Annotated in this window: 11 protein-coding genes and 1 pseudogene; 8 read left to right on the top strand and 4 right to left on the bottom strand. The window is 61.3% G+C overall.

The window, feature by feature from the left end; genetic code table 11:
* The first annotated feature begins 15 nt into the window (after positions 1-15).
* The 3 genes from pdxY (at position 16) to ACODR6_RS10330 (ending at position 3,279) form a co-directional block, all read left to right on the top strand.
* Entirely contained in the window at positions 16-894 is an 879-nt protein-coding gene (gene pdxY, locus ACODR6_RS10340; protein ID WP_489022469.1) for a pyridoxal kinase PdxY, read from the top strand.
* 62 nt (positions 895-956) lie between these two features.
* Entirely contained in the window at positions 957-1,598 is a 642-nt protein-coding gene (locus ACODR6_RS10335) for a carbonic anhydrase (protein ID WP_489022468.1), read from the top strand.
* A 91-nt stretch (positions 1,599-1,689) separates the two neighbouring features.
* On the top strand, positions 1,690-3,279 hold the full coding sequence (locus ACODR6_RS10330; RefSeq protein ID WP_489022467.1) for a GGDEF domain-containing protein: 1,590 nt from the start codon (positions 1,690-1,692) through the stop codon (positions 3,277-3,279).
* A 57-nt stretch (positions 3,280-3,336) separates the two neighbouring features.
* Here ACODR6_RS10330 and ACODR6_RS10325 read toward each other — a convergent pair whose 3' ends face one another.
* From ACODR6_RS10325 to ACODR6_RS10315, 3 genes and pseudogenes are all read right to left on the bottom strand, one after another.
* Entirely contained in the window at positions 3,337-4,158 is an 822-nt protein-coding gene (locus ACODR6_RS10325) for a lytic murein transglycosylase (protein WP_112718103.1), read from the bottom strand.
* 188 nt (positions 4,159-4,346) lie between these two features.
* Positions 4,347-5,381 (bottom strand): aspartate-semialdehyde dehydrogenase, encoded by a 1,035-nt coding sequence (locus tag ACODR6_RS10320; protein ID WP_112718105.1) that lies wholly within the window; start codon positions 5,379-5,381, stop codon positions 4,347-4,349.
* A 111-nt stretch (positions 5,382-5,492) separates the two neighbouring features.
* A pseudogene (locus tag ACODR6_RS10315) lies at positions 5,493-5,682 on the bottom strand (hypothetical protein).
* Between the two features lie 111 nt (positions 5,683-5,793).
* Here ACODR6_RS10315 and ACODR6_RS10310 point away from each other — a divergent pair.
* The 5 genes from ACODR6_RS10310 to ACODR6_RS10290 all read left to right on the top strand — a co-directional run bounded on the left by ACODR6_RS10310 (position 5,794) and on the right by ACODR6_RS10290 (position 12,075).
* Positions 5,794-7,542 (top strand): alkaline phosphatase, encoded by a 1,749-nt coding sequence (locus ACODR6_RS10310; RefSeq protein ID WP_489022466.1) that lies wholly within the window; start codon positions 5,794-5,796, stop codon positions 7,540-7,542.
* 73 nt (positions 7,543-7,615) lie between these two features.
* Entirely contained in the window at positions 7,616-8,089 is a 474-nt protein-coding gene (locus tag ACODR6_RS10305; protein ID WP_489022465.1) for a hypothetical protein, read from the top strand.
* The gene (locus tag ACODR6_RS10300) at positions 8,089-8,778 is read left to right on the top strand and encodes an ABC transporter ATP-binding protein (protein WP_489022464.1); all 690 of its coding nucleotides are present in this window, start codon (positions 8,089-8,091) and stop codon (positions 8,776-8,778) included. Before ACODR6_RS10305 ends, ACODR6_RS10300 begins: the two co-directional genes overlap by 1 nt.
* Positions 8,775-10,010: an FtsX-like permease family protein gene (locus ACODR6_RS10295; RefSeq protein WP_489022463.1), complete on the top strand. Its 1,236-nt coding sequence runs from the start codon at positions 8,775-8,777 to the stop codon at positions 10,008-10,010. The genes ACODR6_RS10300 and ACODR6_RS10295 overlap by 4 nt, the downstream gene beginning before the upstream one ends.
* Before the next feature lie 181 nt (positions 10,011-10,191).
* Complete coding sequence (locus ACODR6_RS10290) at positions 10,192-12,075, top strand: MFS transporter (RefSeq protein WP_203429924.1); 1,884 nt, start codon at positions 10,192-10,194, stop codon at positions 12,073-12,075.
* 54 nt (positions 12,076-12,129) lie between these two features.
* Here the strand turns inward: ACODR6_RS10290 and lpxE are convergent, their stop codons facing one another.
* Positions 12,130-12,858 (bottom strand): lipid A 1-phosphatase LpxE, encoded by a 729-nt coding sequence (lpxE, locus tag ACODR6_RS10285; protein WP_130283016.1) that lies wholly within the window; start codon positions 12,856-12,858, stop codon positions 12,130-12,132.
* Positions 12,859-12,901 lie beyond the last annotated feature (43 nt).

Genomic DNA, 12,901 nt, shown 5'->3' with positions numbered 1-12,901 from the left:
TTCAGGACCATCATCATGCCAGAAAATACCGCTGCCGGAACGGTTATCGTCATCTCCAGTCACGTCGTTCGTGGTTCGGTCGGCAATCGCGCCGCCGTCTTCGCGCTTGAAACGCTCGGACATCAGGTCTGGGCTCTTCCGACGGTGGTTTTGCCCTGGCATCCCGGGCATGGCCGCTCCACACGGCTGACCTTTGCCGAAGCCGACTTCGATGCGGCGATCGATGACCTGATCCGCGCGCCCTGGGTGGGCGAGGTGAAGGCGTTGCTGTCAGGCTATTTCGGCAATGCGGCGCAGGCCAAGTCGGTGGCCCGGCTGGTCAGCTCGCTGCGGCAGGGCAATCCGGATCTTCTCTACGTCTGTGACCCCGTCATGGGCGATCTCGGCGGGCTCTATGTCCCGCAGGCAACGGCTGAAGCGATCCGCGACCACCTGATCCCGCTTGCCTCGCTCGCGACACCCAACCGCTACGAGCTCGCCTGGATGGCCGGCGCACCGCTCGATGACAACAATGCCGTCATGGAGGCGGCGTTGTCGCTCGGCCCGTCACGCATGCTGGTCACCTCGGCTGTTCCGATGATGAGCGGCGGGATCGGCAATCTCTATCTTTCCGGACGCCACGCGCTGCTTGCCGAGCATCGGGCGATCGACAATCCGCCGAATGGGCTCGGAGACCTCCTGGCTGCGCTCTTCATGTCACGGTTGCTCTCGGGCATGGATGACGAGAAAGCGCTGCAGCTGGCGACGGCCAGCGTCTATGAAGTGCTTGCTCGCGCCGTCAAACGCGGAAGCGACGAATTGACGCTTGCGAGTGATGCTTCCAGTCTCGCCACGCCGATGGCCATGGTGCAGATGAGCCGCCTCATGCATCCGGCGCAGCGGCGCAAGCAATAGCAACGACTCATTTTGCACTGCAGCAGTTGATCTTGCCCGCGCCAAGCGGTAATCGAAATGTCATGCAGCGTTTTCCTGGATCACTTCTCGACGGTTATCGCAACTTCATGAGCGGGCGCTATGCCGATGCGCGCGACCGCTACAAGACGCTTGCGGAAAACGGGCAGAGCCCAACCACGCTCGTCATCGCCTGCTGCGACTCCCGCGCGGCTCCGGAGTTGATCTTCGATGCCGGCCCGGGCGAGCTCTTCGTCATCCGGAACGTCGCCAATCTCGTGCCGCCCTATGAGCCGGACGGGCATTTCCATGCGACTTCGGCTGCCCTCGAATTTGCCGTACAGGCCCTCAAGGTCACCGATATCGTCGTCATCGGCCATGGCCGTTGCGGTGGTATCCGCGCTGCACTCGATCCGAGCTCAGAACCGCTCTCGCCGGGCGATTTTATCGGCCGCTGGATGTCGCTCGTCAAGGATGCCGCCGAGCAGATCGGCAGCAACGACGTTATGACCCAGACCGAGCGCCAGACGGCGCTCGAGCGTGTCTCGATCCGCAACTCGATCAACAATCTCAGGACCTTCCCCGAGGTCAAGGCGCTGGAAAAAGAGGGCAAGATCGCCCTTCACGGCGCTTGGTTCGACATCTCGACCGGCGAATTGTGGGTCATGGATGCCGAAACGCGCGATTTCATCCGCCCTGACGTATAGGCCTTCGCATATAGGTTTATGGGTTCTTTAGGGAATCCCGCTAGAATTTCATCGAAACACGTCTTCAACCTGCGGATTGCGGCGGCTTTCGATGAAGTTCGAAACGACCAACAAGATCATTCTCGCGGCCATCCTGCTGCCTTTCATCTTCATGATCGCCGAAGGCGTTCTGGTCGTACGCACGTCGTTCCGCCAGTATGTTTCGCTGGAAAAAGACTATCGTTTCGCTGATGTTCTGGCGCGCGGTGGCTCGATCGCGGCGAACGAGATCCTCGGCGAGACCGTTGCGACCAGGCAGTATCTCACCCATCCCGGTACCGACAATGCGGTCAGCATGCAGCAGAGCCGCGCGCGGCTCGATGAGGAGCGCCGGAAATTCCAGATGAGCCTGCCCTCGGCAGGCATGCTCGATGGCAATCTCCAGAACGAACTCTCCGATCTCGCACTTGCCTATAGCCGTATCATTTCGATCCGCGCCGCTGTCGACCGCGGATATTATGCCGGGGGCGATCCGGGCTATGTCTATTGGCAGGCAGCGCTGAAGCAGCTTGATGTCGTCGATGCGCTATCGCCGCTGATCCAGGATCCTGTCTTGTTGGAAAAATCGAACGAGCTGATGGGTATCCTGCTGACCTATTACGGTGAGCGGCTGCTAACATTCATCGGCACGCGTCACCTGAGCGAGCACGGCTATTCGCTGCGCTCCAGCGACCTCTATGTGCAGGGCAAGATGATGCAGGCCGAGGGTATGGACCATATGGTCTTCCACTCGACGTCCCCGCTCGTCACGTCGATCACTGATTACATGAAACTGCCGCAGCAGGTTCGTGCCGACGCGGTGACCGATGCGATCCTGACCCGCGAAGCGCGGCCTCCGCTGGAGGTCCGCAACGATTGGGCGGCGGCGCAGGCTGACCGCATTGCTTTCCTCAAGGAGAAGATCACCGAGGCGACTGCGGACATCCATCGCACCGGCGAAACGCTGGCGCAGCGCTCGCATCTGCATGTGATGCTGGTTTTTGTGCTCTGCGGCGGCTTGCTGCTGCTTGCTGGCGTTGTCGCGACATTGGCGACCAAGGGTCTCGGGATGATCTCGCGGCTGACACGGGAGCGTGAGGTTTTGGTCGGTGAGCTTCGCAGTGCGGCGCAGACGGATCTTCTGACCGGGCTTTATAACCGCCGTGGCTTCGAGGCGGCTGCAGCTGCCCTCTTCGAGCAGGCCAAAAGCGGGTCACGATGGATCTCGGTGGTGCTCTTCGATCTCGATCATTTCAAGAAGATCAACGATATCCATGGTCATGACGTCGGCGATATCGTGCTGCGCCACGTTGCGGCTGTCGCCAAGCATAATTTCCGCCAGTTCGATCTGCTGGTGCGCCATGGCGGGGAAGAGTTTCTTGCGCTGCTGCCTGATGTGACGCCGGATGAGGCGGCGGCCGTTGCCGAAGCCGTGCGTGAGGCGATAGAGCGTGCAGTCATCATATTGCCGGGCGGAGAAAGCCTGGTGGTAACCGCGAGCTTCGGCTGCGCCGGTCGCACGCAAGCCGGCGGTGGTCATCATTTCGAAGATCTGGTCAAGCGGGCGGATATGGCGCTCTATGCCGCCAAGGCTTCCGGACGCAATTGCGTCGTGGCGGGCTCACTGGTGCCGCAACCGATGGCACGAGCCGAAGCCAAATGAGAAAGGCGCCCATGAGGCGCCTTTCGATTTCGTCTGCAATCAATCTGTCGCCGCGGCTTATTGGCCGTCGATCTGCTGACCGATATAGGCGATTGCCTGCTGGTAGACCGTTGCTGCATTCCAACCCTGGATGGCGACGAAGTTCGGCTCGCCCGGCTGGTAGCCTGCGCCGGCGCGCCAGCCGTGACCCTTTAGGAAGTTTGCGGTCGATGCGAGAGCGTCGGCGCGCGAGCCGACCATGTCGACGCGGCCATCGCCATCGCCATCGGCGCCGAAGCGGACGACATTGCGCGGCAGGAACTGCGTCTGGCCGATTTCGCCGTGCGCCGCGCCACGCGCCTGCGGGCTCAGATAGCCTTCGGAGACGAGCTGAAGGGCAGCGTAGAGCTGGTCGGTGAAATAGTCGGAGCGGCGGCAGTCATAGGCCAGCGTCGAGACCGCAGACATGGTGTGCTGCGTGCCCATATAGCTGCCGAAGCCGGTTTCCATGCCCCAGATTGCGATCAGCGGGCCGGCGGGGACGCCGTAACGGCGCTCGATCGAGGTGAAGAGCGCCTGGTTGGAGCGCTTCATGCCCTTGCCGCGGGAGATGATTGCTGCGCCGCCGCGCTTCTGCATGAAGGCGTCGAAGGAGAGCTTGAAGCTCTTCTGGCCGCGGTCGGCGGCAATTGTCGGGCGATTGTAGGCGACGTTGGCGAAGGCGCGGTTGAGAACCGACTGGCTGACGCCCTGCGCTGCAGCTTCCTGCTTGAACTGCTGCACCCAGGCATCGAAGCCGGCGCCGTTGTTGCCGCATTGCGCAGCATTGGCCGCTGCCGGAACTACATGGAAAGCGCCCACCGCCGCGATGGCCGCCACCAAGAACTTTGTCATGCGCATGAGAAACCCCGATCTCGATCTGCAGTCGCTGGAATGCCGGGCAGAATGCCAGCCGGGGGTGATTTTGTCACGATCACCTTTTAGCGAGATTGGCGGTCTGCGGCGCGATAGCCGTCTGTCTGTTAAGGAAAGCCCCGCAAGTCTGACGACATGCGGGGCTGATAGCAAGCTATGGTTAATATTCGGTATCAGGCGGCCTGCTTGCGCGGCTTGACGAGGCCGCGGTTGACCAGGAGTTCGGCGATCTGAATGGCGTTCAGAGCCGCGCCCTTGCGCAGGTTGTCGGAAACGACCCACATGTTGAGACCGTTCTCGACAGTCGCATCTTCGCGGATGCGCGAGATGTAGGTCGCGTCTTCGCCGGCGGATTCGTAAGGCGTGATGTAGCCGCCGTTTTCATGCTTGTCGATGACCTGGCAGCCTGGGGCGTCGCGCAGGATATCGCGGGCCTGGTCGGCAGTAATCTCGTTTTCGAACTCGATGTTGACCGATTCCGAATGACCGATGAAGACGGGGACGCGAACCGCGGTGCAGGTCACCTTGATCTTCGGGTCGAGCATCTTCTTGGTCTCGGCCAGAACCTTCCACTCTTCCTTCGTGTAGCCGTCTTCCATGAACACGTCGATGTGCGGGATGACGTTGAAGGCGATGCGCTTGGTGAACTTCTTGTTCTCGATCGGATCGGCAACGAAGACGGCACGCGTCTGGTTGAAGAGCTCGTCCATGCCGTCCTTGCCGGCGCCGGAAACCGACTGGTAGGTCGAGACGACCACGCGCTTGATCTTGGCAGCGTCATGCAGCGGCTTCAGGGCCACGACGAGCTGGGCGGTCGAGCAATTCGGGTTGGCAATGATGTTCTTCTTGGTGAAGAGCGAGATGGCGTCGGGGTTCACTTCCGGCACGATCAGCGGCACTTCGGCGTCGTAGCGCCAGGCCGAGGAGTTGTCGATGACGACGCAGCCCTGCTGGCCAATCTTCGGCGACCACTTCTTCGAGACGTCGCCGCCGGCGGACATCAGGCAGATGTCGGTGTCGGAGAAATCGTAGTTTTCGAGGTTGGAAACCTTGAGCGTGCGGTCGCCGTAGGAAACTTCCGTGCCCTGGGAGCGGGCGGAAGCGAGCGCCACGACTTCATCGGCGGGGAAGCCGCGTTCGGAAAGAATGTTGAGCATTTCCCGGCCGACGTTTCCGGTTGCTCCCGCGATTGCTACTTTGAAACCCATTTTAAGCTCTCTTTCTCTTCTCTCCTCTTGTCCGGTGAGGGGGGAAGGCGCGAAATCCTCGCGACTTCCTGTCCCCAGCCGGGCCGGGGAGAGAGCGGCAGGCCAGAGACGTCAGACGGTTTTCGTCGTCGTTTTGGCCTTGGTTTTGGAAGAAACCGGAACGGCAATATCCATCCCGGCACTCAGTGCCCGGTCATTGCATGCAGCAATGGCGTGTTCGCGGCGAACCATGGATAATTCCTTTTCCGCCGTTGCTCTTAAAAGGTTTTCCACAGGAGTCAAGGTTTTTGCGCTGGCCCAACGGCCTCCCGGCGGCTGCGGCAGATTGTCATAGCGATGTCATCGACATGTCATCCCCGGCGGCTATCCCCGGCCCGTTGTTTATTGACTGCAACGAAAACGGGGGTTTTCCATGCGTATGATTTTTGCCGCTCTGGCGGCCACAACGATTCTTGCCGGTGCCGCACAGGCGGCCACCGTCTATCCGCTTGACCGTGCGACGATTCTCGCCGGCTCGCCGTTCGATTTCAAGGTCGAGCTCGGCAAGCAGGTCAAGGCTGAAGACATCAAGATCACGGTCAATGGTCAGGACTACAAGACGGTTCTCGGGGGCGAGGCCAAGTTTGTAGAGCTGGAAAAGGGTAAGGAAGACAAGGCACTCGGTTCCGCCATCATCCTGCGCGGCCTGACGATCGCTGTGCCCGGCGAGTACAAGGTCGAGGTTTCGGCCGGTGACGAGAAGAAGTCGGTCACCTGGAACGTCTACGGCACCGGCACCGCGCCGAAGGCCAAGAACGTCATCTTCCTGATCGGCGATGGTCTTTCCGTTGCGCATCGCACTGCTGCCCGCATCATGTCCAAGGGCATGACCGAAGGTAAGGCCAATGGCCGCCTGAACATGGACGATCTCGACCGTATGGCCTTCATCGGCACCTCGGCGACGGATTCGATCACGACGGACAGCGCCAACACGATGTCGGCCTACATGAGCGGCCATAAGGGCGCCATCAACTCGCTCGGCGTCTACGCCGACCGTACGCCCGATACGCTCGACGATCCGCGCGTCGAAACGCTCGGCGAAGCGCTGCGCCGCCAGACCGCCAAGTCGATCGGCATCGTCACCACTTCGGAGCTCCAGGACGCCACGCCGGCTGCCGTCGTCTCCCATACCCGCCGCCGCGACGATAAGGCCGAAATCACCGGCATGCTGTTCGACGTCAAGCCGGATGTCGTTCTCGGTGGTGGCTCGGCCTACTTCCTGCCGCAGGCAACCGCGGGCTCGAAGCGCAAGGACGACAAAGACTATGTCAAGATGTTCCAGGACGCCGGCTACAAGCTTGCGACCGACAAGACGGAACTTTCGGCAGCTGCCGGCGCCAACGACGGCAAGATCCTCGGCCTGTTCCACACCGGCAATATGGATACGACGCTGGACCGTGAATTCCTGAAGAAGGGCACTGTCGGCAAGTTCCCGGCACAGCCGGGTCTCGTCGAGATGACCAAGGTCGCTCTCGATACGCTGTCGAAGAACCAGGAAGGTTTCTTTCTGGTCGTCGAAGCTGCGAATATCGACAAGATGACTCATCCGCTCGACAACGAGCGCGCTGTCGTCGACACGATCGAGTTCGACAAGGCAATCGGCGTTGCCAAGGAATTTGCTGCCAGCAACCCGGATACGATGATCGTCGTCACCGGCGACCATACGCACGGCATCACCATCGTCGGCACGGTCGACGACACCGTTGAAGGCACCGACATGCGCGAGAAGGTCGCTGGTCGCGGCTTTACCAACTATGTCGACGCAAACAACGACGGCTATCCTGACAATATCGACGTTTCCAAGCGTCTCGCGATGTTCGTATCGAACTATCCGGATCATTACGAAACCTTCCGTCCGAAGCTCGACAATCCCTATACGCCGGCTGTTCAGAACGAGAAGAAGGACTTCGTCGCCAACGAAGCTTACAAGGACGTTCCCGGTGCCGTCTTCGTTCAGGGCAACCTGCCGAAGAGCCAGGCTTCCGGCGCTCACACCGTCGACGACGTGGTGCTGCAGGCGGCCGGTCCCGGCGCCGAAGGCTTCAAGGGCTATATGGAACAGAGCGACGTCTATCGTGTGCTGGCCGATGCCTTCGCGCTCGGCGCGAAGCAGACCAACTGATCCATCGCGGGGGACACCGTCCCCCTCTCTTTGCCAATCACGTTCCCGGCTGTCACGGCCGGGAACCCATTTGATGGAGATCGGCATGAAAAAGCCTTTGGCCCCGCTTCTCAACCGGCGCGCATTCATGGCCGCCGCCGGACTGCTGCCCTTTGCGGCGTCAATGTCGCACGCGGCGGATACAGCGCTCAGCTTCGACGAGCTCTACGGCAAATTCGGTGTGCTCGGCCTGGAATTCTCGAACAAGGTCAAAACACTGGCAGGCCAGGAGATTTCGATGCACGGCTTCATGGCGCCGCCGCTGAAGGCTGAGGCTGCGTTCTTCGTGCTGACCGAAATTCCGATGTCGCTCTGCCCGTTCTGCTCATCCGACGCGGACTGGCCCGACAATATCGTCGTCGTCTATCTCGACGAGAAGCAAACATTTGTGCAGCCGAGCCAGACGATCGAAGTCCGCGGCACCCTGGAATACGGTTCCTGGAAAGATCCGGAAACCGGGTTTGTGAGCCTCCTGCGCCTGCGGCAGGCCGAGTATTCGATCGCCTGATGCTGGCTCTCGAGATCAACGATCTGTCCGTGGTCTTTCCGGGCTTGAGCGCGCCTGCGCTTGAGATCGGGCGGTTGTCTCTTGCGGCCGGAAGCCGGGTAGCGATTACCGGTGCTTCGGGCTCCGGCAAGAGCACCTTCGTCAATATCGTCACCGGCCTTGAGCGCGCCGGAAGCGGATCCGTCCGCTGGAATGGCGAGGATATCTGCCGCCTCTCCGAGAGCCGCCGCGACCGTTTCAGGGCCGCGAATATCGGTTTGATCATGCAGGACTTTCATCTCTTTCCCGGGATTTCGGCGGTCGAGAATGTTCTCCTGCCAGCGCGGCTTTCGGGTGTCGCCGATTCTTCACTGATCGCCCGCGCTCACGAATTGCTGGCGCGCACCGGCCTGTCGCGACCCGGTCAGAAAATTGAGACGATGTCGCGCGGCGAGATGCAGCGTGTGGCGATCGCGCGCGCCCTGCTGCGCAAGCCCGGTGTCATCGTGGCCGACGAGCCGACGGCGAGCCTCGATGCCGAAACCGGGCACATTATCGGCGATCTGCTGCTCGATCTTGCGATCGCCGAAGGCGGCACGCTGATCGTCATCTCGCATGATACGCGCCTTTCGGACCGGATGGATCGCCGCATCCTGCTGCGCTCCGGACGGATCGCCGACGACACCCTGATGGACGAGGCTGCGGCATGATCCGTTTCATTCTGGCCGACCTCCGGCGCCTGTGGGCCGGTTCGCTCGTCGTCGTGCTGCTCGTGGCGCTGGCAACGGCGCTCGGCGTCAGCGTCATCCTGCAGGAGCGCGCGCTACGTCTCGGCAGTGCTCGTGCTGCTGACAAGTTCGATCTCGTCATCGGCGCCGGCGGCAGCGAAACGCAGCTGGTGCTGTCCTCCATTTTCCTCCAGTCGTCACCCCTGCCGCTGATGCCGGGTGAGGTGCTTGCCAAGCTTGCGGCAGACCCGCGCGTCGCCTGGCTTTCGCCCGTCGGTTTTGGTGATTCCTTCTCCGGCTATCCGGTCGTCGGCACGAGCACCGCGCTTCCTGCGGATCTCTCGGGCGGGTTCAGCGAAGGCAAAGGTTTTGCTGCCGAAACCCAGGCGGTGGTCGGCGCGGTTGTCACGCTGCCGCTCGGGGCCGAGATCAAGCCGATGCACGGCACTAGCGAAACCGGTGGCCATACGCATACGGAAATCGTCTATCGCGTTACCGGGCGGATGAAACCGACAGGAACGGCCTGGGATCGCGCCATTTTCGTTCCGATCCAGGCTGTGTGGTATATCCATGGGCTGGAGGCGCATGGCGAAGCGAAGCATGACGAGGCTGGTCATGAGGGACATGATCATGAGCCGGAGTCCGGCCACGAGCTCGATGTTGACTGGTCTGCGGAGACACCCGCCGTTCCCGCAATCCTGGTCAAGCCGAAGACGATCGCGGATGCCTACAAGCTGCGGCAGGATTACCGTAATGGCAGCACCGTCGCCGTCTTCCCGGGCGAAGTCCTGACGAACCTTTATGCGACGCTCGGCGATGCGAAGCGTGTTCTCGTTGCCGTCGCTTCCGGCGCCCAGGGACTGGTTGCGGCGTCGCTTATTCTGGTGACGGTCATCCATATCGGCCAGCGGCGGCGCCAGATCGGGGCTCTCCGGGCCTTCGGCGCGCCGCGGCATGCCATCTTCGGGATCGTCTGGGGCGAGTTCTTCGCGCTGATCGCGATCGGCATCGCCGGTGGGTTTGGCTTGGGTTATGGCGCCGCGCTGATGCTGTCAGGGCTTTTCAGTGCAAGCAGCGGTATCACGGTGCCGGTCGGCTTTGCGCGCCAGGATGTGTTTCTTGCGCTTTTGTTGCTCGGCTTCGGAGCGCTGCTTGCGGCTCTACCCGCCGTTCTTGCTTACCGGCAGTCTCCAGCGCAGGCCTTGCGCGCCTGAGGCGTTCGCGGGCTGCGACAATCTGTGCAAACGCATTAGACTAAAGTCATAATCCCAAAGCCGCTCTCTTTATCCGAATCCTTTTCTGCCACACTCTTCACAGGCGAGCCGCGTCCAGGGGCATACTTTGAGGAGAGTTTGGGACGCGCCTTGCTGCTCATCACTCTGTGGAGGACAGACAATGGCAAATGTCGCAAGCGCCGAAGGCGCGAAGGCCGGTCCGATGACCGGCGAGGAGAAGAAGGTCATCTTCGCCTCGTCGCTCGGCACCGTTTTCGAATGGTACGATTTCTATCTTTACGGTTCGCTCGCCACCTATATCGGCGCGACCTATTTCACCCAATATCCGGAAGCGACGCGTAACATCTTCACGCTTCTCGCCTTTGCGGCGGGCTTCCTTGTCCGTCCGTTCGGTGCGCTGGTGTTCGGCCGTCTCGGCGATCTCGTCGGCCGCAAGTACACGTTCCTGGTCACGATCCTGATCATGGGTTTTTCGACCTTCCTCGTCGGCATCCTTCCGGGTGCGGCGACAATCGGCATTGCGGCTCCGATCATCCTGATCGTGCTGCGCCTGCTGCAGGGTCTGGCGCTTGGCGGTGAATATGGCGGCGCGGCGACCTATGTTGCCGAACATGCGCCGAATGGCCGGCGCGGCTACTTCACCTCATGGATCCAGACGACGGCGACGCTTGGTCTCTTCCTGTCGCTGATCGTCATCATCTCTGTCCAGCAGATGCTCGGCTCGACCGCATTCGCTGCCTGGGGCTGGCGCATTCCGTTCCTGGTTTCGGTTTTGCTTCTCGGCGTTTCGGTCTGGATTCGTCTCAAAATGAACGAATCTCCGGCCTTCCAGAAGATGAAGGCCGAGGGCAAGGGCTCGAAGGCGCCGCTGACGGAAGCCTTCGGTACCTGGAAGAATGCCAAGATCGCCATCATCGCGCTGCTCGGTGCCACGATGGGTCAGGCAGTCGTCTGGTACGGCGGCCAGTTTTACGCGCTGTTCTTCCTGCAGAACGTTCTGAAGGTGGATCTGCAGTCGGCCAATATCATGGTCGCGATCGCACTTATTCTTGCAACGCCGTTCTTCGTCATTTTTGGCAGCCTGTCCGACAAGATCGGCCGCAAGCCGATCATCATGGCGGGCCTGCTGATTGCCGCCATCACCTACCAGCCGCTGTTTAAGGCGATGACCTATATGGCCAATCCGGCCCTCTATGAGGCACAGGCTGCGATCCGCGCAACGGTGACCGCCGACCCGGCAGACTGCAAGTTCCAGTTCAACCCGACCGGTACATCGAAGTTCACCAGCTCCTGCGACGTGGCTACGGCGTTCCTAACGAAGAACTCGGTACCTTATGACGTCGTGCCCGGCCCGGCAGGACAACCGGCAACCGTCAAGATCGGCGAAGCGACCATTCCGAGCTTCGACGTCATCGCCGCCGGCGACAAGGCCAAGGGCATGACGGCCGCTTTTGAGAAGAGCACCAACATGGCGCTTCACGATGCCGGTTATCCGCTGAACCGTGGCGCCGCCAAGGTTCCGGATTCCAAGCTCGATGCTTTCATCGCTGCCAATCCGGAACTCAATCTCAACGCCGAGACGATCCGCGGCGGCGAGAAGGAAACGATGCCGGCCGACAAGCTGATTGCCGGCAAGCTGCTGACGGCGGAAGAAGCCAACGGCGTGACCGACATGGCGGTCTATACGGTCGCCGGTGGCGGCAGCTTCGCCATGGTTGCCGATCCGGCGCGCGTGAACTGGGTCGGCACGATCGCTGTCCTCTTCGTTCTCGTGCTCTACGTGACGATGGTCTATGGCCCGATCGCAGCACTTCTGGTCGAGCTCTTCCCGACCCGCATCCGCTATACCGGCATGTCGCTGCCTTACCATATCGGCAACGGCTGGTTCGGCGGCCTGCTTCCGGCAACGGCTTTCGCGATGAGTGCCGCCGCCGGCGATATCTACTACGGCCTCTGGTATCCGATCGTCTTCGCAGGCATCACGCTGGTCATCGGCCTGCTGTTCCTGCCGGAAACCAAGAACCGCGATATCCACGCTGACTAAAGATTTGGCGTACTGACGAAAACAGACCCGGCGCTCTCAAGGTGCCGGGTTTTTCTATGCCCGCAGCATGCGTTTTGGCACCGGCCAGCCATCCGCCACCCTGAAAAGGATGCCGTAGCGCGAAAAGACGATGGCGATCATCAGCGAAAACCAGCCGCCGAGCGCTAGGCCGGCGATCACATCGCTCGGGTAGTGGGCGCTGACCATGACGCGGGTCATGCCGAGCCAGAGGGCGCAGGCAAGGAAGACGACGCGGTAGCGCGGGAAGAGAAGCGACAGCGCCGCGAAGAAGGCGCCGATGGTCGTCGCATGTCCTGACGGGAAGCTTTCGAAGGCGGCGTGACCCGAAAAGGGCGAGAATGAGAAGATCCCGTAGTCATCGAAATGCTGCGGCCTGGCGCGGCCAATGGCGCGCTTCAGGATATTGGCAAGGATCCCCGACAGGGCGATCGAGATCAGCAGGTAGGCGCCGATCCAGCACATCTGCAGCGCCTGGATGCGGGTGCGCAGCGATCTGACGATACGAAGCGCCGCTAGGCCTTCGAAGAACAGAAAGGCGCTGACGATGATGATCCATCCGGACGTGCCGAAATCGGTGAGGATGCGGCCGAGGCGGCGGATGACGGGTGGCACCTGTCCGGCGCCGACGGGACCGTCGAGAAGCAGCATCGAGAGCAGGACGGCATTGCAGGTGATGAAAAGGCAGGTCTGCCACCGCAATTGCGGCATGCGACAGGTGCTCCGGCGCCAGCGCCTGTCGAGCGAGGAAAGTATCGCCTGCATCAAATCCGATCCGTTCGAAAATCAATCTCAAGAATGGACCGAC

The organism is Rhizobium sp. FG96 (genome assembly GCF_057808655.1).
Note: the sequence above shows the minus strand (reverse complement) of the source record. Positions and strands in the feature narration are given on the sequence as shown.

Coding starts and splice junctions, on each gene's coding strand:
- ACODR6_RS10320 (WP_112718105.1), bottom strand. CDS start 5,381: ATGGGTTTCAAAGTAGCAATCGCGGGAGCAACCGGAAACGTCGGCCGG.
- ACODR6_RS10295 (WP_489022463.1), top strand. CDS start 8,775: ATGATCCGTTTCATTCTGGCCGACCTCCGGCGCCTGTGGGCCGGTTCG.
- ACODR6_RS10290 (WP_203429924.1), top strand. CDS start 10,192: ATGGCAAATGTCGCAAGCGCCGAAGGCGCGAAGGCCGGTCCGATGACC.
- ACODR6_RS10300 (WP_489022464.1), top strand. CDS start 8,089: ATGCTGGCTCTCGAGATCAACGATCTGTCCGTGGTCTTTCCGGGCTTG.
- ACODR6_RS10325 (WP_112718103.1), bottom strand. CDS start 4,158: ATGCGCATGACAAAGTTCTTGGTGGCGGCCATCGCGGCGGTGGGCGCT.
- ACODR6_RS10335 (WP_489022468.1), top strand. CDS start 957: ATGCAGCGTTTTCCTGGATCACTTCTCGACGGTTATCGCAACTTCATG.
- ACODR6_RS10310 (WP_489022466.1), top strand. CDS start 5,794: ATGCGTATGATTTTTGCCGCTCTGGCGGCCACAACGATTCTTGCCGGT.
- lpxE (WP_130283016.1), bottom strand. CDS start 12,858: ATGCAGGCGATACTTTCCTCGCTCGACAGGCGCTGGCGCCGGAGCACC.
- pdxY (WP_489022469.1), top strand. CDS start 16: ATGCCAGAAAATACCGCTGCCGGAACGGTTATCGTCATCTCCAGTCAC.
- ACODR6_RS10330 (WP_489022467.1), top strand. CDS start 1,690: ATGAAGTTCGAAACGACCAACAAGATCATTCTCGCGGCCATCCTGCTG.
- ACODR6_RS10305 (WP_489022465.1), top strand. CDS start 7,616: ATGGAGATCGGCATGAAAAAGCCTTTGGCCCCGCTTCTCAACCGGCGC.